General features: G+C 36.0%; 20 protein-coding genes. 2 read left to right on the top strand and 18 right to left on the bottom strand.

Features of this window, described 5'->3' with window-relative positions:
• Nucleotides 1-90 precede the first annotated feature (90 nt).
• The 5 genes from caiB to JN080_RS10040 all read right to left on the bottom strand — a co-directional run bounded on the left by caiB (nt 91) and on the right by JN080_RS10040 (nt 4,266).
• A complete protein-coding gene (gene caiB / locus JN080_RS10060) occupies nt 91-1,326 on the bottom strand; it encodes an L-carnitine CoA-transferase (RefSeq protein WP_256235846.1) in 1,236 nt (411 codons plus the stop codon).
• A gap of 241 nt (nt 1,327-1,567) precedes the next feature.
• On the bottom strand, nt 1,568-2,548 hold the full coding sequence (locus tag JN080_RS10055) for a quinone oxidoreductase family protein (RefSeq protein WP_256235845.1): 981 nt from the start codon (nt 2,546-2,548) through the stop codon (nt 1,568-1,570).
• Between the two features lie 156 nt (nt 2,549-2,704).
• Nucleotides 2,705-3,157: a CoA transferase gene (locus JN080_RS10050; protein ID WP_256235844.1), complete on the bottom strand. Its 453-nt coding sequence runs from the start codon at nt 3,155-3,157 to the stop codon at nt 2,705-2,707.
• A 73-nt stretch (nt 3,158-3,230) separates the two neighbouring features.
• On the bottom strand, nt 3,231-4,058 hold the full coding sequence (locus JN080_RS10045) for an ABC transporter ATP-binding protein (RefSeq protein WP_256235843.1): 828 nt from the start codon (nt 4,056-4,058) through the stop codon (nt 3,231-3,233).
• A gap of 25 nt (nt 4,059-4,083) precedes the next feature.
• Nucleotides 4,084-4,266, bottom strand: coding sequence for an aspartyl-phosphate phosphatase Spo0E family protein (locus JN080_RS10040; RefSeq protein ID WP_256235842.1), 183 nt, complete (start codon nt 4,264-4,266; stop codon nt 4,084-4,086).
• 240 nt (nt 4,267-4,506) lie between these two features.
• On the opposite strand from JN080_RS10040, the gene JN080_RS10035 reads away from it, so the two are divergent.
• Nucleotides 4,507-5,430 carry a LysR family transcriptional regulator gene (locus tag JN080_RS10035; protein WP_256235841.1) on the top strand — a complete coding sequence of 308 codons (924 nt, stop codon included), beginning with the start codon at nt 4,507-4,509 and terminating at the stop codon, nt 5,428-5,430.
• A 146-nt stretch (nt 5,431-5,576) separates the two neighbouring features.
• On the opposite strand, the gene JN080_RS10030 is transcribed toward JN080_RS10035, so the two are convergent.
• From JN080_RS10030 to JN080_RS09970, 13 genes are all read right to left on the bottom strand, one after another.
• Nucleotides 5,577-6,950, bottom strand: coding sequence for an MFS transporter (locus JN080_RS10030; RefSeq protein ID WP_256235840.1), 1,374 nt, complete (start codon nt 6,948-6,950; stop codon nt 5,577-5,579).
• A gap of 399 nt (nt 6,951-7,349) precedes the next feature.
• Nucleotides 7,350-8,705, bottom strand: coding sequence for a hypothetical protein (locus tag JN080_RS10025; RefSeq protein ID WP_256235839.1), 1,356 nt, complete (start codon nt 8,703-8,705; stop codon nt 7,350-7,352).
• Nucleotides 8,706-9,062: 357 nt separating this feature from the next.
• Nucleotides 9,063-10,340, bottom strand: a complete 1,278-nt coding sequence (locus tag JN080_RS10020) for a TRAP transporter large permease (protein ID WP_256235838.1) — start codon at nt 10,338-10,340, stop codon at nt 9,063-9,065.
• A gap of 49 nt (nt 10,341-10,389) precedes the next feature.
• Nucleotides 10,390-10,893, bottom strand: coding sequence for a TRAP transporter small permease (locus tag JN080_RS10015; protein ID WP_256235837.1), 504 nt, complete (start codon nt 10,891-10,893; stop codon nt 10,390-10,392).
• A 12-nt stretch (nt 10,894-10,905) separates the two neighbouring features.
• A complete protein-coding gene (locus JN080_RS10010) occupies nt 10,906-11,988 on the bottom strand; it encodes a TRAP transporter substrate-binding protein (RefSeq protein ID WP_256235836.1) in 1,083 nt (360 codons plus the stop codon).
• 354 nt (nt 11,989-12,342) lie between these two features.
• Nucleotides 12,343-13,116 (bottom strand): SDR family NAD(P)-dependent oxidoreductase, encoded by a 774-nt coding sequence (locus JN080_RS10005; protein WP_256235835.1) that lies wholly within the window; start codon nt 13,114-13,116, stop codon nt 12,343-12,345.
• A gap of 27 nt (nt 13,117-13,143) precedes the next feature.
• A complete protein-coding gene (locus tag JN080_RS10000; RefSeq protein ID WP_256235834.1) occupies nt 13,144-14,064 on the bottom strand; it encodes a VOC family protein in 921 nt (306 codons plus the stop codon).
• Between the two features lie 24 nt (nt 14,065-14,088).
• Nucleotides 14,089-14,580, bottom strand: a complete 492-nt coding sequence (locus tag JN080_RS09995) for an aromatic-ring-hydroxylating dioxygenase subunit beta (protein ID WP_256235833.1) — start codon at nt 14,578-14,580, stop codon at nt 14,089-14,091.
• Nucleotides 14,581-14,614: 34 nt separating this feature from the next.
• Nucleotides 14,615-15,910 (bottom strand): aromatic ring-hydroxylating oxygenase subunit alpha, encoded by a 1,296-nt coding sequence (locus JN080_RS09990; RefSeq protein WP_256235832.1) that lies wholly within the window; start codon nt 15,908-15,910, stop codon nt 14,615-14,617.
• Between the two features lie 27 nt (nt 15,911-15,937).
• Nucleotides 15,938-16,816 (bottom strand): alpha/beta fold hydrolase, encoded by an 879-nt coding sequence (locus JN080_RS09985; RefSeq protein WP_256235831.1) that lies wholly within the window; start codon nt 16,814-16,816, stop codon nt 15,938-15,940.
• Nucleotides 16,817-17,072: 256 nt separating this feature from the next.
• On the bottom strand, nt 17,073-17,747 hold the full coding sequence (locus tag JN080_RS09980) for a GntR family transcriptional regulator (RefSeq protein WP_256235830.1): 675 nt from the start codon (nt 17,745-17,747) through the stop codon (nt 17,073-17,075).
• A 99-nt stretch (nt 17,748-17,846) separates the two neighbouring features.
• Nucleotides 17,847-18,848, bottom strand: coding sequence for an amidohydrolase family protein (locus JN080_RS09975; RefSeq protein ID WP_256235829.1), 1,002 nt, complete (start codon nt 18,846-18,848; stop codon nt 17,847-17,849).
• Between the two features lie 165 nt (nt 18,849-19,013).
• On the bottom strand, nt 19,014-19,802 hold the full coding sequence (locus JN080_RS09970; RefSeq protein ID WP_256235828.1) for an enoyl-CoA hydratase-related protein: 789 nt from the start codon (nt 19,800-19,802) through the stop codon (nt 19,014-19,016).
• 334 nt (nt 19,803-20,136) lie between these two features.
• On the opposite strand from JN080_RS09970, the gene JN080_RS09965 reads away from it, so the two are divergent.
• Nucleotides 20,137-21,372: a PrsW family glutamic-type intramembrane protease gene (locus JN080_RS09965; protein WP_256235827.1), complete on the top strand. Its 1,236-nt coding sequence runs from the start codon at nt 20,137-20,139 to the stop codon at nt 21,370-21,372.
• Nucleotides 21,373-21,603: the final 231 nt, after the last annotated feature.

The raw sequence follows: 21,603 nt of genomic DNA, 5'->3' as shown, positions 1-21,603 counted from the left end.
TTGTTGGAGAGGAGTGTGTTCTTCATTTATTATTTTGCGGGTAGAAGGACATTCGAATGATTTTTTAGTGAATGTCCTTCATCGCGCTTATTAACTTTTTTGTTTTTTCTCTTCTTGAGATTTCTTAATGGTCCTTTTTTCATAGAATCTATTAATATCTTTATCAGAGTAACCAAGCTCTGACAAAATCTCTTCATTATCCATTCCGATATCTGGCATAGCTCTCCATGTTCTTCCTGGGTTATTCTTAAATTTAGGAACAACATTTACACCTTTTATGACATTTCCTTCGTTATCTTCCCATTCTGTGAAAACTTCCCGAATCTGAACATGTGGATCTTCTGATAGGCTTTGATAATCCATTATTTTGCTGCATGGAATGCCAGCTTCCAATAGGATATCCTCCACTTCACTTGCTGGTTTGCTTAAGCAAAAAGCTTTTAATCTCTCTTCTACAATATCCCCCGCGGGTGTACCTAGTCTAATCGAACCTGTGCCTTCTGGTATTAAATCACTTCCATATTCTAAGCCTAATAATGGAAGACCTTTTTTAAGGGTACCCGCTCCCATCCAGAAGACATAAACATGTTCTCCATCTTGACATGTAAATAATCCAACCGCTGCAAAATCTGTATGATGATTTCCTTGTCTTCCGTAAATCTTTCCTCTTGTTAAATAATCGGTTGCCCAATACTGGGCTCGAAGGAGGACTTCATATTGCGCTATATCAATACTTTCTCCTTCTCCAGTCGTTTTAGCTCGATACACCGCAGCCATCCCAGCAAATGCCGCATAAACCCCTGTCATATAATCTCCTGTGAACGGCTGTGCTGCAATTGGTGGACGATCAACAAAACCATTGACACTCATATAGCCACTAAATGCTTGTGCAAGTGCATCAAAGGAAGGTCGCTTGATATATTTTTCAATACCTGTTTGACCAAAGCCGGAAATATGAATAATGACAAGCTGCGGATTGACCTCCCATAAACGCTCATCGGTTAAACCCCATTTTTCATATTGTCCTCCCTTGGCAGCTTCAATAAAAATATCTACTTCTTTAATTAGTTTAAAAAAGATTTCTTCTCCTTCGGGTGTCGGAATATTTAAAGCAATCGTTCTTTGATTCCGACGCTCTTGCGGAGCAGACATCGTTCCTGCAAAACGTGATAAATCCGGAGTAACTGCATTTTCAGCCCAAATGACATCTGCACCAAAGTCAGCAAATAATTGTGCACAATGCGGACCTGCTAATACTTGGTCAGCATGTAATACTTTTATACCTTGCAGCGGTCCAAATTTTGGTAAATTTTCATTAGCTAACATTTGAATTCTCTCCTTTTCATCTTGAAAACCGATAACTTTTTCGTTTTAAACCCAAGAATATTCCTGTCAAATGAATAGGGTTTATAATCAATTGAATGTTTTATATAAACAAATAAGACTGTCCCGTAGGGTGTCTAACACCTTTTCTGTTGGGACAGCCCCGACAAACCTGTAATTTTCCACGACTTTGTTTATCACTCAAATAACTAAGTATTCTTGATTTTCACAAATATCCTTAATTCTATTTAATTTCAAGTAACACTTTGCCAAGACTTTTTCTACTTTCTACTAAACTATGGGCATCTGCAGCATTTTCAAGGGCAAATACATTTCCAATTTTAATTTTCAGTTGGTCATCTGCTAAATAGCCCAGAACTTTATCAGCTGTTTCTTTTAGTAGATGTGGGCGCTTATTTCTTGTTGTCGTGATACTGAATCCAAGTACGGATCGACAGCTTGAATGTAAATCCTTCGTTTTAATTTGGGCTATTGATTTGCTGGCATTTCCAAATATGACCATACGACCATACCCAGCCAAACAATCAATACCTTTTTCCGTTACCCAACCAGAGATAGGATCAAGAATGACATTTGCTCCTTCTCCATCTGTTAATTCATTTACCCTGCTGGCAAAATCTTCTTTCTCATAACAAATAACATGATCGGCACCAACTTCCAGTGGAGTTGCCATTTTATTTTCACTTCCAACTGTTCCAATGACTTTTCCAGCACCTAATATTTTAGCTAATTGAATGGCTGTTGTTCCGATGCCGCCAGCAGCAGCATGGATAAGAACAGTTTCACCTGGTTCAAGTCTTGCAACATCGGCAAGGAGTTTATAGGATGTAAAGGATACTAATGGACTAGCGGCAGCAGTTTGAAAATCGACATGATCTGGCAGGATAAAAGTGAGGTTTTCATCGGCAACGATATATTCTGCGTACGAACCATTTTTAGGAAAAGCAATAACTCGTTGTCCCACTTTTAAATTTTGAACACCAGACCCCACTTTTTCGATTACTCCAGCTGCATCTAATCCAGGAATGAATGGAGGCTGCTTTCCACCATGATATTTACCATATCTTGATCCAATATCTGCAAAATTAACACTTGTGGCTACAACTCGAACCAGCACTTGATTTGGACTGATAGTAGGAATATCAATGCCCTTGTATTGAAGCACGTTAGGTCCTCCAAATTCACTCACTACGATTGCTTTCATTTTTCAATTCCTCCTTTTTTAATCACTTTATTAACATTGTCCATATCACAATAGTTGTAAAGCTTAATTTATATTTGAAAAAATATTCCAATAATAGATAATCCTCATAACTAATTGAAAGTATCAAAAGGGATTGGTATAGTTATTTATTCCCTTTTATGTTGCAGCGATCGTATTAGAAAAAGATTTAATAATCCCTTTTTTCTCGAATAGATCTACCTCATCTTTTGAAAAGTTTAAAGTTGCAATAATTTGTTCCGTATGTTCCCCTAATAAAGGAGCAGGGGTCCGAATTTCACCTGGTGTTTCTAAAAAGTGGTTGGAATTCCAATAGTTTTCATTTTCCCAATAACAGGTATCAAAACGATTAATCGGACCAGCAGGAACACCAGCTTTTTCACAACGGTCTAACCAATATGTCGATTCACAAAGAATCAATATAGTTTCAATCTCATTTTCCAAATATTCAATGTTTTCCAACCGCATGGTATTATCAATAAAAAGTTGGTTTGTAATCCATTCTGGCTTATTGATCACATCTACACAGAACTTTTCCCAATTTCGCTGATTTGCACACCCTAACATAATATAGGAATATAATATATTCATTTGAGACCATTTACATAACTTTGTATAAAAATGTCTTTGGTTCAATAGTAGACTGTAGGGAAACCTTCAAGTTTTAGCCTTTTAAAGTCTGTATTACTGATTTAATCCGGAGCCACGGCCGCTCATTCTCCCATTCTAAGCTTATAGGGACATGAAAGGTCTTTTCCAATAATGATTCTGTTAATGTATTCTTTTTATCTCCTCTACCAATAACGTTACCCGCATCGATCAACAAAACATGTGTTATAGATGGAACAATTTCTTCGATATGATGTGTAACATATATTATAGTCGGACCGTTCGTTGCAGCCGTTAAATCTTCAATAGTGTTTAATAGCTCTTCCTTTGAATAAATGTCTAATCCATTACAAGGCTCATCTAAAATTAATAAACGCGGCGAAGACATGAGTGCCCTTGCAATCATTACTTTTCTTTTTTCACCTTGAGAAAGGGAGTGGATGATTTGATTGGATAAATGTTTGATTCTAAATTGATCAAGTATTTCAGTAGCTTTTTTTACATCATTCTCGGTAACTTTCTCATATAATCCAATCGACGCAAATTTACCGCTTAAGACGACTTCAAGTGCCGTATCATTTGCTTGGTATTCCTGATCAAATGAGGAACTTACCCAACCAATTGATTTCCGTAACTCAGGAATATTGGTTCTGCCATAAAGTTTTCCCAGAACATAAGTATTACCACTATTAAAATTTGGCCATTGATAGCCGGTAATAATTTTTAAAAGAGATGTTTTTCCTGATCCGTTTAATCCCAACAGCGCCCAATGCTCCCCTTTTTTAACCTCCCATGACACACCATTTAATATTTGTTTCCCATTTCGTATCCAGTTAATATTATTTAATGAAATGATATTTTCACAACTTTTTGTTTGACTCATCGATATCCCCCACGATTTTAGCAAATCAATTTACCTGGTATGGTATTAGAATTTCCCGACCCTTAATAGCTAAGATAATGAGCTGATCTAATTCTTGACTACATGCAATGGTATTAGGACTATTCAATCCAGTTCTCTTAGCAGTAATAATCAAATTATTTTTTAGCTGCTTTATCCGATCGTCTAATTGAACTACATCTATATGCATCTGAAATCCCCCTCAACTAAAATATCCTTAATATATAAAGTAGCTGGCTCCAAGTTCCTCCCATCTTTTGAATTGGTTCAGATTATCAATTCCTCTCTATTATTTTTATTGGTTTGTCTGCAATCTTTTTAAGTTGATTGTCGACAATTCGTTACAATTATTATATAATTTAGAATATTCAAAAGTAAATCGTATATTTCTGAATATGATTTCAATTTTACTTAAAGAAGGAGCTAGAAAATGCAGATTGAGCAAATAGAATACATTGTTGAAGTAGCAAAAACAGGTTCCCTTACAAAAGCTGCCCAAAAACGCCATGTATCCGTCTCGACCATTAGTCAATCCATTGCAAATTTTGAGGAAAGATATGGGATTAAATTATTTAAAAGATCGCGGTTGGGGGCTCAACCAACGGATCAAGGAAAAAAAGTCATAGAGAAAGCCTTTGAGGTCCAACTTAAATTAGAAGAATTAGAAAATGAAACAAAAACACATAACGATTTAGATAATAATCATTTAAGTATCGTGAGCAGCCCAAGTATTTTACTTACCCATTTGCCCGATACCCTATTTAATTATCAACGAGCTTATCCGCATATTAATATTACAATTAAAGAACATTTGGAAGCATTAGAGATTCTTAAAGAAAATGAAACAGATATTGGATTTATCGCTGTTAACGAAAGTACTTGGATTGAATGGGGTAACCTATACAAAAATATTCTGCATTTTGATACCTTATCACAGGGGAGGCTTTGTGTCTGTGTAAGTAGAAAATCACCCCTTGCTTTCAAAGACAGTATTGCGCCCGAAGAATTGTTGGACCAAACGCTCGTTTTATATTCAAGTACAAAACATGTCTATGAAAATATTTGCCAGCAATACGGTCATATCCAAATGCTTTTTCAAACGTACAATACTGAAATTCTTAAGAAATTAGTTATGAGCGGGATCGCGATAACCCTTCTTTCTGATGCAATCATCAAAAATGACCCCAGTGTACTAAATGGAGACATTATTTGTATTCCACTAGTCAATTATGAACGATCAAATTTAACTTATGGATTAGTACGTTCAAAAAAAAGGAGCTTTTTAAAGCCTGCTAGGGATTTTATTAAAACGATGAAACAACAAATAGAAAATGGGTATATAGAAAAAAAATAAAAATAAAAGGTTCTAAGATGTTACTCCACTCTTTATTGACAGAAAGTTGATCCTGTTTGGAGTCCAGACTTTATTGAAATCGGTTTCAAAATAAAAAGGGGGAACGCATGGTGTCCGTTCCCCTTCCTGCTCAACAGCATCTAAAATTACACTTCATTTGGGCTTAAGGTGTCTGTTTGCTCAACTATTTGATTTGCTTTTTTAATGTCCTCTGTATAGGCATTACTATATCTGTCTTTAATCATCAAGAACGATAGAGCAACAATAAGACCTGGAATAGCTAAGATCAAAAAGTTTATTTTGATTGGTAAATTCATTGTTAACAAGACTCCTCCAAGTGTCGGTCCCAATACTGCTCCAATCCTTCCAATTCCCAGCGCCCAGCCAACGCCCGTGGAACGCATTTTGCTTGGGTAATATTGTGAAATATAGGCATTAGCGGTATATGTCGTACCAATTGTGGTAGCACCGGCAACAAAAATTAGAAGATAGGTAATAAAAGTGTTCGTTTTAAAACTAAGTAATATAAAGGCAACAGCTGCAATTAATGTGAAAAATATGACTACTTTTCTTCCATTCCATCTATCTGACAACCAGCCACCGAAGACCCCGCCAAAAATGGCACCAAAATTTAAGACAACCAGGAATGCTAAGCTTGATCCTAAAGCGAACCCTGCTGTTTGCATAAATTTAGGAAGCCATGTATTTAGTCCGTAAACCATTAATAAGCCAAATGCCGTTCCGAGCCAAATCAAACTCGTGCTTATTGCCCGCTTATTTTTAAATAGGCTGGCAACAGGAAATTCTGATTTCTCAGGAATTGTAATTTCATATTCATCACCTTTTTCAGGTCTAAAACCAGGAATTATTTTTGTTAGTGCAAAAGTTAGCTTTTCTTTTTTATTTTTTGCTAAGTAGATACCTGGTGATTCAGGTAGGTATTTGTACAAGATAGGAAGCGTCAGCAATGGAAGTGCACCTACTAAGAACAATGGTCTCCATCCAAAATTTGGTATTACAAAAATAGCTACTGTTGCAGCAATAGCGCTTCCAAAGGCAAATCCACCCTCAATAATGGTAACAGATGTACTTTGCCATTTTTTTGGAGAATATTCTGTCATCAAGGCGATTACATTCGGTAATACTCCACCAAGCCCCAAACCTCCAATAAATCGATAAACTCCAAAAACGGTTGGATTATTTGCAAACCAAATCAACCCTGTAAAAACAGAAAATAAAGTGAAACAAAATAAAATAATATTTTTCCTGCCTACTTTATCTGCCAATAAGCCAAAAATGAGCGTTCCAATCATCGTCCCAATTAAAGTGTAGCTTCCAAGTGCACCAGCTTGAATTGGAGTTAGGCCCCACTCTTTCATAAGCACCGGGATTACGGCTCCGAATGAGACAAGATCAAACCCGTCAAATACAATAATAAAAGTAAGCAAAAATAAAACCATAAAATGGAAACGATTAAATTTACTCTCCTCAATCATTTTACCAACATTTAATTTACGCATGTCCATCTCCCTTTTCCTGTTTTTAGGCAAATCACAACATATTAGCTAGTCAATTGGTGATTGGGTCATCAGACCTTTTAATAAAACACTTTTGAACCTTCCTTGTTGCTAGAGGCTGATTCTTGATTTTCACAAGCTTTGATTTTACCTTTTTCTTTTGTTAGCGCTTACAATACTAATGAACAAGTTAATCAGGTTCAATTACAACGAATGAATTAAATCTTTTTTCTTATCTTTTTCAAAGCTTTCCATTATCTAAGACATTCCAATATCATTCCCTTTCTATTATTTCTTAGTATTGTCGGCAATCCGTTTGCTTGATTATATAGTTTAGTTAATTGTTAGTAAATTTATATTTTCCGAATATTCTTTTAATTCTAATGAAGGAAAGAGTTTTCACTAAAAAAAATTACCAATAATAACTACCACTAAGCTGACTACAATAAAAAATCCAGTACCAAAAGGAGCATTCCATTTAGCTACTTGCAGTGATGTAGTATTCACTAAATTAGCCATTAAAGCTGTAGTACCCGAAAAAGGACTAACAGCCATTCCGATCACCATTGCTGACAATAACGCTCCACCCCAAAGAAATGCCGGTATGCCAATCGTTGCAGGATCTACGATGTGTAAGACAATCGTAAATGCAACAAGCGGATGCATGCTTACTACCGATAAAATAATAATAATCAGCATAAATGAAATAACAAAGACGCTTGGGTTAATATAATTTGCACTCCATTTCAATCCACTGATCATTTTTTGAAAAATAGTAGAGGATTCAAGAATACCGACAAAAAATCCTGCACTTAACAATAACCCAAACATATTGAACATCCCTGGTATTCCATTTTGAAAATGACTGGAAACTTGTCGCAAATACTCTTTTGTTTTTTTTATTGCCGCACTCCAAAGAAAAGAAAAAGGAAAAATCAAAATAGAAATTAAATAAATAAAGCCCCAATGCAGCCATTCATTTAGTAAAACGATTCCCACAATAAAAATAGCTAATGGAATGATTAGCGAAAAAATTAGCTTATAGCGCATTTTACCATGAGAAGAGGTGTAAGACTGAAAGGAGATTCTTTTCAATTCATTTGAGTCTAACAAACGGCCAATCGCTAAACCTAATAAGGAAAGAGCTAAACAAAAAAAGAATGTCTCAAAAAAGGTAGCTTTTGTCGTGTCTACAACCTGGGTAAAACCGATACCTAATGGACTCAACAGCATTGATAAGGAGTACCCTTGTATCAGACCATGTGCCATAACTTTGTTTGGAATATTCATATTCTTGCTGGATTCCTTGATAAGTGTATGTGTCATAGGCATTGAAGCCATATGCATAACACTGCCCGTTCCATATGCTAAAGATTGTGTCATAGAAAAAAATTGGCTTGGCTTTTTCACTTTAGTTCTTGTTAAAACTTCAATGTAATCTAAATAACCTGATATTTTAACCGGAATTGTTAGTAATGTCACCAGCCCTATTACGGTTAAAAGATTTACCATATTGTAGAAGTTATAAAACTGGACATACAAACTTTTCCCTTCTGCAATTATGATCAATCCACCTAAACATAAAAATAAGATCGAAATGAATAACATCATTCCCCGCATTGAAAGTAATGATAGTAAAATACAAACAAATGAGAGAACAGCCAGGGTAATCTTTATATTTGTGTTTGGAAAAGGAACACTCAACATATAGAAAATAAAGGTAATGGTATAACAAAACATTCGAATTTTTCTGAGCAAATCATATCTCTCCTCTATGCTTTATCCTTATTGCTTTCCTATAAGTTGGTCATCGCATTTAGTTGATCAAAATCAATAGGGTATCTTTATTATAATATTTCAAATATTCTATGTAATTTATATGTTTTTGAAGATATTTTTCTTTTTCTTAAAAAAGCGGTTGAATCAAAAAATAGAGGATATCTCAAACACAGGTTCAGCCCCACCCCTACAAAATACTGCAAACTTACTTAATCTTTTGCTATGTATTTTAGGTTAGGGGCAAACCTTTTTGAGACAGCCTCTACTCTTTTAGAAGTGATTAAATACTGAGTTCAATAGTATACTGTAGACTAAAAAAATTATTTTTCATCTTAGCTATTGAACCAAAACTGTAGTAATGATTGGGAAAGCTAGTAAAATTATTAATGTTAAGGCTTCAAATGAAAGCATCATTCCGGTACCTTTAAACACCTTTTCCAGTGGTACCCCCGCAGCGCCGCTTACGATAAATGAATTCATACCAACCGGCGGTGTTACTAAACCTATTTCAACTAATTTAATAACAATGACTCCAAACCAAATCGGACTAAAACCAAAAGACATCACAAGTGGGAATGTTATTGGCAGAGTGATCACAAGAATAGCAATTTGATCCATTACACAGCCTAATAATAGGTAGAGAACAATTAATATACACATAATGCCCCATGGACCAATATTAAGTTGAGTTAGCCACTCAAGCAAGTTTCTTGCTACGTTCGTTAAGGTTATGAATTTAGCGTAGATATTTGCACCAATGATAATGACAAATATCATAGCCGTTGAAGTGAGCGTTCGCTGAAGCGCCAGGGAAAAGCTCTTCCAATTAAGACGTCGCATCATTAAAAGAAATACTAATGCGAATAATGAACCTAATGCCGCCACTTCTGTCGGTGTAGCAATCCCGCCATACAAAGCGTACAAAATAAAACCAACAATGATCGCGAAGCCCCATAAATTTTTTAGAGAGCTAAATTTTTCTTTCCAGGTATATTTTTCCCCTTTTGGCATTATTCCAGGTTTCATCTTATTCCAAAATATGATTCCGATAATATAGACTACGGCTGTCACAATTCCGGGAATAAGCCCTGCCAACAATAGCTTACCAATCGACGTTTGTGTGGCTACTCCATAAATAATCATGGGTATACTAGGCGGAATTAATATAGCTAATGTTCCTGAAACAGCCACAACCCCGCTGGCAAGCCCAGGTTCATATCCTAGTCTTCTAAACTCAGGCATTGTAATCCGAGATAACGCACCGGCCGCAGCCGTTGTAGAACCGGACATCGATCCAAAAGCAGCACTGGTGAACACCGTAGTAATTGCAACTCCGCCTGGGATACGGCCTAAAAACTTTTGAACAGCATTAAATAAGTCTTTTGCCACACCGCCACTGGACACTAACTCACCCATTAAAATAAATAAAGGGACAGTTGCTAATGTGGGACTTGCTACAGAACTAAAGGATATCTGACTCAAATAAGTAATCGTGGTATCAAAACCACTAAATAAAATCAAACCCACCAGCCCTGCGATGCCCATTGTAAAACCAACGGGCATCCCAATAGCTATAAGGAGGATCAAGAGAACAAATGTTGTCAAGACGAGCATATTTTAACCTCCACTCAGCTAATTCGAATAAAAAGGATATTGTTAGAAACTATTCTGCCTCTGACTGTAAATATGGATTCTCTTTCCTGATGATCGTCAGGATTATTCGAATCGCAAGAATTCCATAACCGACTACTAAGACTGCGTATGCCGGCCATAACGGGTAAGCTAATACATTTGAAGAATATTCACCATCCTGGAATGCATTAAATGTTTTAACATAAGTGGTATAGGTTAAAACACCAATTAGCAAAACACTCAGGCAATTTGTTATAAACATTAAAACCTCTCGAGTTTTACTAGAAAGTAATCTAATTAACAATGTTACTCTAACATGTTCTCCTTGTTTAAAAACATAGCTAATCGCAAAAAATACTAAGTATGGTAACATATATTCAGAAATAATCTCGTAACCGCCAACAATCGGAGACTTTGATACATACCTTAAAATGGTATCCAGTGCTGAGAATAGCATCGTAATCACAAGAATAATTTGTGCCAGTATGAAGAAAAAATGGTCAATTTTGTTGACAGCATTAGCAAAAGCTTTCATAGGTCCTCCTCACTACTTCTTTTTATTTTCAGATACTTTTTCAGTAATGGATCGATAGTCTTGTAATATTTTTGTACCATCAATTCCCTTTTGTTTCATACCTTCTAACCATTGTTTATCTACTGGTTCCACTTTTTTCAAAATCTGTTTGTGCTGTTCGGGAGTTACTTCTGTGATCTGTATACCATCCTTTTTAAACGTTTCAATTGATTCCTTTTCTTTTTGGTCCATAAGTTTAGCATGTGCTGCGGTAGCTTCTTTACCTGCTTGTATTAATGCGTCTTGAACATCCTTTGGTAAGGAGTTCCATTTCTTTAGATTCATAGCATAAACTTGAGTTGTTGCCCCAAAGTTAGTGCCTGTCAGCACATATTTTGTCATTTCATTTAAATGATAGGATGGTGCACTCGAGATCGGAAATAACGCTGCGTCTGCAACTCCCCTTTGCATGCTCTCATATAAATCATTTACTCCGATCGAAACACCAGAAGCTCCAAATATTTCCGGAATAAAATTAAGAACACCACCAGAGCCTCTAACTTTTAAACCTTTTAAATCATTAATTGAAGTTATCTTCTTTTTAGTTGATAGTATACTATTAGGCGGGTTCACAAAGCTGTATATTGGTTTTAATCCATTCTTTTCCCATTCTGATGCTAAAGGTCCATCCAAAAGCTGTGCAAAGGCTGTTCCTTCATCTGTTGAGTTAGTAAGTACCGATGGAAGTGATGTAACCGAAGTTAACGGGAGGAATCCAGCCGATGCGACTAGAGTATATCCTAAGTCAACTGCGCCATCTTTTACAAGCCCCCCCATTTCGTTGATTGAACCAAGTTGTCCTCCTGGATAATAGTCAAATTTAATTTTTCCATGTGATAGTTCGATAGCTCTTTTTTGAAAGTCCTCCGTAGGTTTCAGTAAGAAATGTCCTGTAGGATAATGATCCGCCATTTTGATGACAATTTGATCTTTGCTGCTTCCTGAACTCTTACTACCTGATGTCGCGCTCCCTGATGTTGTTTTTTGACCTCCACAGGCTGAAAGTAGTAATCCAATGATTAATAATATAGAAATTAATAAACTGCTTTTTCTCATTTAATTCTCCCCTTTTTATATGGATATGGAAGCAACCGCTTACAAATAAATTACACAATGTTTTTTTTAAAAATATTCACCCCCCTAACAGTTCTAAATGTGATAGTAGAATAAAGTCCTGAACAGCTTTTGAATTGAATGATCTATCTTTAGTCATCGGATGGTTAATATCACTTAAACTATGAATATAGTGTTAATAGAGTAAAAAAAGATGAAGAGCCACCTGCTAAAGGCAGGCGGTATTTTAGCATGGCTTTAAAGAATATTATCTAACTTTAAATCATAATCCTTTATTTTATTTGAATTTTCAGATATTAAAATTTAAATTCCACTCCAGTTTCGCAAAACTTAGTGTTAAAGCATCGTACTTCCACCATTTACACTAATTACCTGGCCCGTCACAAAGGAAGCTTCATCAGCTGCTAAAAAGCTTACGACTGCGGCCACTTCACTCATATTTGCAGGTCTTCCTTTTGGAATAATACTTTTGAACTTCTGGTTCAAATCATCATCAATTCTTCTTAAATTATCTGCTTTTAATTTTCGATCTGTTAATACTTGTGGAGGGGCAACACAGTTTGCTGTAATGTCATATTGAGCAAATTCCCTTGCAAGTCCAGTGACAATTGCATGGACTCCACCTTTTGCTGCATTATACCCGGCATGATTCCATAAACCATTTCGAACTGAATCTCCACCGATGTTAATAATTCTACCATACTCTTTTTCTACCATATGTGGAAGAACGGCTTTACAACCCCAAATAGTCGTCCACAAATTCCGATCAAGCGTCGTCTTCAACGTTTCAGCTGTATGTTCTAGAAATGGTAGGATCACACCCCCACCAGCATTATTAACAAGAATATCCACTTTTCCAAAGCTCTCGATTGCTTTATTTACCATTGCATAGGCATGTTCTTCTTTACTAAGGTCCCCAATATAATAGTCCGCTTTGACATTATACTCTTCTGCGATTGTCTTTGCATTTTCTATAACTGGATCAGAAGTTGCTGCTAATAAGACATCTGCTCCGTCCTCTGCTAATCTTTTTGCAATGGCAAGCCCAATCCCTTTGGAACCTCCTGTAACAATGGCTGATCTTCCTGCTAACTTTTTGCTACTATTCATATGTTAGCTCCTCCTGATAGACTTATATTAATTTTTTATTGCACTATTAATCTCTTTTAAATTTTCAACACTTCCAAATGCAGCCTTTCTTGGATCTGGCACTGTTCCCCAAATGTCAATTGATTCAATATGAGGCTGTAAATACCGTGGTTTACGAGGATCTTCTTCAGGAAATGCTTCCATCCCCATCGTGAATTCAACCGTTAATTTATCTGGATCAAGGAAATAAAGGAAAATACTTCCAGAAGGCAAATGACGTCCTGGTCCATGAACAATTGGAATATCATTGTTCGCCATTCTAGTTCTACCAATACCAATATCATTAATATCTACTACTTTAAAAGCAATGTGATGTAACTGTGGTTTTGTTCCGTTTGCCACTGCAAAAGAATGATGGTATGGATTTGGGAAACAACGCATGAAGGTAATACCATTACCAACCATATCTGATACTTTAAAATTTACCACTTCTCTATAAAACTTAACGGCTTTTTCGTATTCTGGTACTTTTATAACAACATGACTTAAAGTTTCAAATTTCGTAATTTCATTTTTGAATTCATGAGGAAGATGATATTGATAATTGTAAAATTCTAATGTTGCTCCTGAGTAAGGTTCAGTAAAACGGAACGTTTTTGTTTGCTTTAATAAACTTTGTTCTTCCTCATCAATGTAATAAGGTTCTAAACCATGTTCTTGAAAATGTTTGAATGCGATTTCAATTTGTTCATCACTTTCTAGTTCAAAACCAATTCGTTTAAGGCCAGGCTCCCTATCTGTTTGATATAGAATGACATTATGGTGATCACTGGTACATCTCAAAAAAACTGGTTCATTTTCTTTAGCTGAAACACACTCTAACCCAACCATTTTGGTATAAAATTCTTTTGATTGTTCAAGATCGGATACATTCAATGCAACATACCCTAATTTTCTATATCTAATCATCCCACTCTACCCCTTCTACTAAATTTATAGAATAATACTTACTTTCCCTTGTGGTCTTAGTGCAGCCAAATCAAGAACAACTCTCTTTTGTTGAATCTTAATGTTCTCCCCGTTGAAAACAAGCTTGAATTTGATTTGGCCTACATAGTTATCCATAAATTCCCTTTTGATTCGGTATGTTGAAAAATTACAAGTTACATATGTTACCCCGTCAACCGTATCGTGAACACGTATATTACTGTACATATGGCGTGTAGTAGAATGAGGAAATTCAACATGCGCTTCTTTTTTAAGTAACCTTTTTGCTCGTTGAACTAAACGATGATGATTATCAGCGATTAAAAATAGCTCTGTTTCATGATCTCCATTCGGGATATCTGTGGATGGCACCAAATAGGTACCATCCTCAGTGAATAATTCAGACCATTCCATTAGTTTCCATTCATCTAAAAGATCAGCCTCTTGATATAAAAACTCTTCTACTAAATCTTTAGATACAGTGCTTGCAACTGTCATTTAACACGACTCCTTTCTTTCTTCGCTCATTCCTTTATTCTTTTGTCAACATTTTTTCCCATTGAACCCAAAATGCACGCATATGGTATTCATCATAGTTCTTTGGAGTTTCTCCTCTTAATTCCTTATGCATACCTTTTGATAGATCATTCCAGCCTTCACCATTAGTAGCTTCATAGCCTCTATGGCACAATTCAAGTGCTTCATTATCATCCGGTGTAGCAAAGCCTCCTGGTCCCAGGAATTCTAAGTAGTTATCCAAACGGCGATGTCTAAGCTTCCGATCTTCCTCTTTTGGACCAATTGCCCATTGAGTTGCTTCCATATATGTTGGTGATTTTGGATAAAATGTTCGAACGGTGACAGCCATAATATTGTTAATAACAAGGTTAGGGAAGATAATCATGTTAAAATCATGTTCAGCAATTCTCTTCGCTCTCTCTTCACCAAAACGGTCAACTAGACGTTGTCTAATAGCATCAATTTCTTTCTTTCCATCTTCTCCCCAGGCAGGGATCCATTTAGCAACTGGACGTCCCCAAGGATACATACCTGCTTTTTCCGTTACCACATGTCCATTTCCTAAATCTCTTGCAATACTTAAATCTTCTTTATTTTTGTCGTATTTGATTTCATTTGTTTCGATAACATATTCAAAATAAGTTTTGTGTGTAGGTAGAGCATGATAACCATCGGCACTATTTTCAGAAAGAAGCTTCCAGTTCGCTCTCACACTGTAATCTTGTGTTCCATGAACAATTTCCATGCCGATTTCTGACTGGTCAGCCACCAAATCGATATATTCTTTAGCACCCGCAAGATAATCTTCTAAGCCCATAGCATCCTTGTCGAAATTAACAAAAATAAATCCGCGATAGCTTTCTAATCTTGGAACTTTGATTAAGTTCTTGGAACCATCTGCGTTGTGGTCTTCAGAATAACCATTTTTTCCATCTGGAGTTCCTGCTAATTCCCCTTTATTATTAAAAGTCCATGCATGATAGAAGCAGCGGAAGACTTTGCTGTTTCCTTCACGTTCACGGCAAACCATTGCCCCACGGTGTGGACAAGCATTTAGGAATGCATTGATTTGTCCGTTACTATCTTTATTAAAGATTAGTGGTCTTCCACCAACAGTACGAGTTTTGTATTCGTTTACTTTTTCAACCTCAGACTCATGACCTAGATAAAGCCAACATTTATTAAAAATTCTATCTCTTTCTTTCTCAAAAATATCTTGATCAATAAAAGCTTTGTGTGGCACATTAAAAATACATTTCTCCCTGTCTATTTTCAGATATTTATTCGCAACTTTAACATCCTGACCCACAATAATCTCCCCTTAAAATGTTCTAAATCAGCCTAAAACCTTTGATTTAATTCCAAATCTTAAGAAATCAATATGAACTTTATTAAACTCCTCTGGATTCTCCCATTGTGGCCAATGCGCTGCATCATTTTCCATTAAGTAAAATTTGTGATTTGGAAATTTTTGCGCATGAACTTTAGCCTCTTCCCAAGAAGCACCTGGATTATGGTTTGACCAAAAGACTAACGCTTCTGTTTCAATTTCAGATAGGAAGCTATTGTCTCTATCCGTTGATTCATTGCTTATTACACCTTCAGTAATTTTATACATGATTTGTGCAGCACCTGGTAGGTTATAGATATAGTGTCTTAACTCAATTAATTCTTCAGAGACATCGTTCGGATCATACATTAGCCACTCTAATCTCTTTTTCACCGCTTCTTTTGACATGGTAGTTGCAGCACCTTTAGCTCTAGTTAACATGTCATTTAATTCCTTCATTCCTTGTTCCGATCTTGGTGCAATCATTCCTGTGTTAATGACAATACGATTTACTAATTCAGGATATTTATAGGCAAACATGATCGCTACCTGTCCGCCAAGCGATTCACCAGAAATATTGACCTTTGTTGCCCCAATGGCCTCAACAAAATCTCTTAGATGCTGAACATAAGTATCAAGATTGTAAACGATGTTATCAGGTTTATCAGTAAAACCATGGCCAATCATATCTATTGAATAAACATGGAAATATTCAGCGTGAGCTATGATGTTTCTAGAGTAAGCTTCAGCGTGCCCTCCAGTTCCATGTAAGAAAATTAACGGTTCCCCTTGACCAGCTTCTATGGCTCTTGTACGAATATTCCCTGCTTGATAAAAAGATTGCTTCACTTCGTGGCCGATGAAATTATTCCAAATAGAATTCATTTTTTCCTCGCTTTCTACTATTCGATAGAATAGATTTGCTGTTTTTAGTTTTAGCTATTGGATTATAGCGCTTACAAATAATGATCTGAGTATTTGTTGATTGTCGACAATCATTACTTTAATTAAATTATAAGTACTGCTCAAACATATGTCAATATTTTTAGAAAATTTAATTTACTTAAATTTTCAGACTGTTTTTTCCCTATAAAAACCGGCAAATTAAACAAATGTTTGCCGGTACATCTTCCGCTTTTAGCTAGTTCTGTTGGAAAATTTCATTTTCCTTCTTCAATAAATGGTTTTTGATATTTTGTAAGAAAGCTTCATTATGTTGATTTAATACTTTTTGTGCCTCAAGGATATTTCCTTGTTCTAACATTAGAATAATATTTTTATGCTCTTCGTGTGAATTGCTTAAATTCTTCGTTTCCATTATTGCTACTAACTGAAGTGACAATAATAATCTTGCCATCCTAGTATACATAGCAATAAGTACATCACTTTCACTTTCGCTTATGATCCGTAAATGGAATTCCTGGTTCAATTTTGCATAATCTTTTGTATTAAACATATCCATTTTACTTTCAATATTTTTTAAATCATGGACCAAATTTGTGAGCCGAGTATTAGTGACTACCTTCTCAAAAGCCAGGTCTTCTAAAAACTTTCTTATTCTCACAAGATCCCAAATTTCTTCGTTGGTATATCCTTTTACAACCGTTTCTTTTCGAGGAACTTTCACAACAATCCCTTCGATTGTTAACGTATTAAATGCTTCACGAATAGGTGCTCTGCTTACACCAAATTTTTCAGCATATTTTGCCTCAATCAGCTTATCTCCTGGTTTTAATTTGCCAAGGATAATATCATTCACAATATCTTCCATGATAATATTTGATATAGCATTATTATCAATCTTGTATTCCGCCATTGTAGCTCCTCCCAAAAGACTCATGAACAATTCAAAATTATTGAATAGTTAAATTATTACTATCTTTTATTTTACAAGCTAAGTACCCTAGGTTTGCGACTATATTTCAATATCTAATAAGCGTAATGCATTTTTATACTTTAATTGATCTTTTATCTCTTGTGTCACTTCTAAATCATCAATCCAATGACCCGGATATTCTTCTTTTATCACATAAGGATAATCAGAACCAACAATTAATTGAGTAGACCCATATAGGTCTATTAAATATTTTACCGTTTTCACATCATAAACAAGTGTATCGTAATAGATCTTTTGAGCATAGTAACTCGGTGGTTTTGGACAAAATTCCCTAAATGGTTGATTGATTTTCCACCCCTGATTCAATCTAGGAAGGATAGCAGAAAAAGAACCTCCTCCATGACTAGAAACGATTTTTAAATTAGGGTGTTTTTCTAATAGACCACCGGTTATTAAGGATGAGATAGCCAAACCATTTTCGGTAGGAAAACCAACTAAGTTATTTACAAATGGTGCCCCAATAAATCTTTCGTTTCCTTGCGGATGTAAGGCATGGATAAAAATGACCATTCCCTGTGCTTCTGCTTCCGCAAAAAATGGTTCAAAAAAAGGGTCTCCAATAGATTTACCATTAATATTTGTACCAACTTCAACGCCAAGCAGTCCATAATTCTTTTTCAAACGTCCAAGTTCTTTTGCAGCTAATTCCGGGTCTTGAAGAGGAACCATTCCTAATCCATTAAAACGATTTGGTTTTTCAGCTATGGCAACGGATAATTGTTCATTGATGTATCTGGAAAAATCCAATGTATCCTGTGCATTAAACCAATAAGACAAAAGCTGTGGCATTGGTGACACGACCTGAATATCAACATTTTCCTGATCCATATCTGCAATACGCCTCTGCGGGCTCCAAGATTCGTCAGTGATCGTACGGAAGTTTTCCCCTGAAATCATGACATGTCTATGGTTTGGCTGTCCACATACACATTGAATAACTGGCCATTTATCCCCCCCTACCCGATTTAACATATTTGGTAGTTTTTCAGGTACAAAATGAGTATGAATATCGATAATCATGTTTTCACTCTTTCTATAATTAAGATAAGTTCCTTCAAAAAAGATTAAATGACAAAATTTATGTTACAAAAACTTTGAACTAAAGTTCAGAATCGTACATGTCCGTGTAAATAGAAGTTTTGCCCAGGTGCAGGTACAACTTCACACATGGGCTTAATTGTTTTATTATCGATAAGTAAATTTTGGTTTTCTTTTTTCTAAAAACGCTTTTACGCCTTCTTTATAATCACTAGATGTAAAAGACTCAAGGATAATTTGGGCAGTTTCTTCCGAATCCTCTACAGCACCTTTTAATACTTCATTAATGATTCGTTTTGAATTACGCACTGCAAATTGAGCGTTGTTACTAATTAATTTTGCATATTGATAGGTTTCTTCTTCAATCGTCTCAGAATCAATAATTCGATCAATCAGACCAATATTAAGAGCTTCTTCAGCAGATAGCAAACGGCCGGTCAATAGGATATCTTTTGCTTTAGATGGCCCCACAAGATCGACTACATTTTTAGTCCCAGGTGTGTTATAAACAAGTCCTAACTTAGCAGGCGTAATTCCAAATACCCCTGAAGAATCAGAAAAACGGAAATCACATGCTACCGCAATTTCACAGCCACCCCCAACACAAAAGCCTTGGATCATAGCGATACTTGGTTTTAAACAGTTGGCTATCTTCTCTTCTAATATCATCGTAATGTCATTATATTCAGCAGCGCCTTCCTCCGTGGAGCGAATCGTGCTGAATTCACTGATATCAGCACCTGCAGAAAATGCTGTCGGACTGCTGCTTCGAAAAACAATTATTTTCACATTTGGATTCTCATTGCATTCATTAACAAGTTGTATAAGACCTTTCCACATATCCAATGAAAGTGCATTCCGTTTTTCTGGACGATTAATATAGATTGTACCTACTTCCTCTTCTATCTTCAAATAAACTTTTTTCTCTTGTTCCACCTGTAAGTAGCCCCCCGTCAAACGTTCATAATAATTAACAATATTTTATTAAATAATGGATTGTCGACAATTATTAATTTTATAGTATTATTAAAAAAAAGATAAGTCAACGGAATTTTCATATACTTTTTTTCAGAACTAATTCGACTGATTTAATACTTACTATCTCAACTTTCACACCAATAAAATAAGTCCTAATAATAAGGAGAGAAAAAGATGTTCATGTTCATCCTTTTCTCTCCTTTTTCATAGCTCTTTTAAGATTCATTCCTGCGATCCACTTTCTTGATCATCTACCTGCCAAAGGGTAAATAGGCTTTATTATGGGGTAGAAATGAATAACCAGGATTTAATTGGTGTATTTTCCTTTACTTTTACACATATTATCGAGGAATGGTTTGAACCATATGGATTAGTTATACGGTCCTATACTATTGAAATATCGATTTGTTCAACTTTGGCAAGAGGGGGAAGATATATGAAGTGCGCACACTGTGACTACTCTAATCCGAGAGGGTTAACGTTCTGCTTAAACTGTGAACATGAGTTTACTAGCGGAGACAATACCCAACAGGACTCAAACAGCCTATTTTATGAGTTTGCACAGCTTGTTGACGGGGTTCCGATGAGCCATCGGTCAGTGAAACCTAAATTTCGAAATATATTTTCGCGGGTGTTTCGAAAGCACAGTGATATGGAGGCAGAACGGCTTTTTATTGTGGGAACATCGCTCACCACGCCTAAAATTGAGGAGGTGGTGGCCACATGGCCAAAGCCTTGGCTTTTTACGAGAGTATTCCTCATTGCTCTCCTTGCATACTTAGGGTTATTTATAGGGGTAAGCTTGTTCGGAAATATAAACTTCGTACCAGGTCTTATCGTAGTCGGTGCTTTTGCAGTTCCCTTCACCACACTGATTTTTTTCTGGGAAATGAACGCTCCTCAGAATATTGCCATTTATAAAATTGTCTATGTGGTCTTTATCGGCGGAATCCTCTCGCTTTTAGTAGCGGTAGTTTTTTATGATATTCTTCGGAATAACATCAATCCCGTTACGATTGGAGTCGTTGAGGAACTATCTAAAGTCGTTGCTGTTATTTTTTTTGTTCGCCCGCTTAAATATAAATTCGTTCTTAATGGCCTGCTCCTGGGTGCTGCAATAGGTGCTGGTTTCGCTGCCTTTGAAACTGCTGGTTATGCATTACGTGCCCTTCTTTCGGACAGTTTCCACATGCTTTACACCACAATTCTGTGGCGAAGTGTTTTCTCTCCTGGCGGCCATGTCGCTTGGGCTGCTTTGACAGGTGCTGCAATCTGCATGGTACAAGGAGACTCGAAATTTCAGATTAACATGTTGTTCAAGCCCAAATTCATACTTATATTTGCGCTTGTCGTCAGTATGCACGCGCTTTGGGACGCACCTTTACTAGGAATTTATCCGTTTGGCCAAATAATACTAATGGTCGTATCATGGGTTTTTGTATTCCTCATGATCCGAATTGGCCTAAAGGAAATCTCGGATAAGAAAAACAGACTAACCCTTACCCGTAACTCAAACTACGGTCCATAAAATCGTATCTCCAGTAAACATAAATGGCTTCGCCTTTTGTGCCTGAAATTCATGGTTGCTCCCTTTTACACAGCTTCCCCAGCTCCTTTTGAATACGTATCGATAAAACTGTCTGCTCCCCATGCCAAAAGGCAGGGGCTTTACGTATCAATTTAGTAAATCCAAGACAAATAAAGTTTAATATTTTTTTAATTTTGTTAATATTATTAAAACAATAGATCCAAACGAAAA

Origin of the sequence: Bacillus sp. EB600, from assembly GCF_024494385.1 — a bacterium.
GTDB lineage: Bacteria > Bacillota > Bacilli > Bacillales > Cytobacillaceae > JAEVLT01.
Note: the sequence above shows the minus strand (reverse complement) of the source record. Positions and strands in the feature narration are given on the sequence as shown.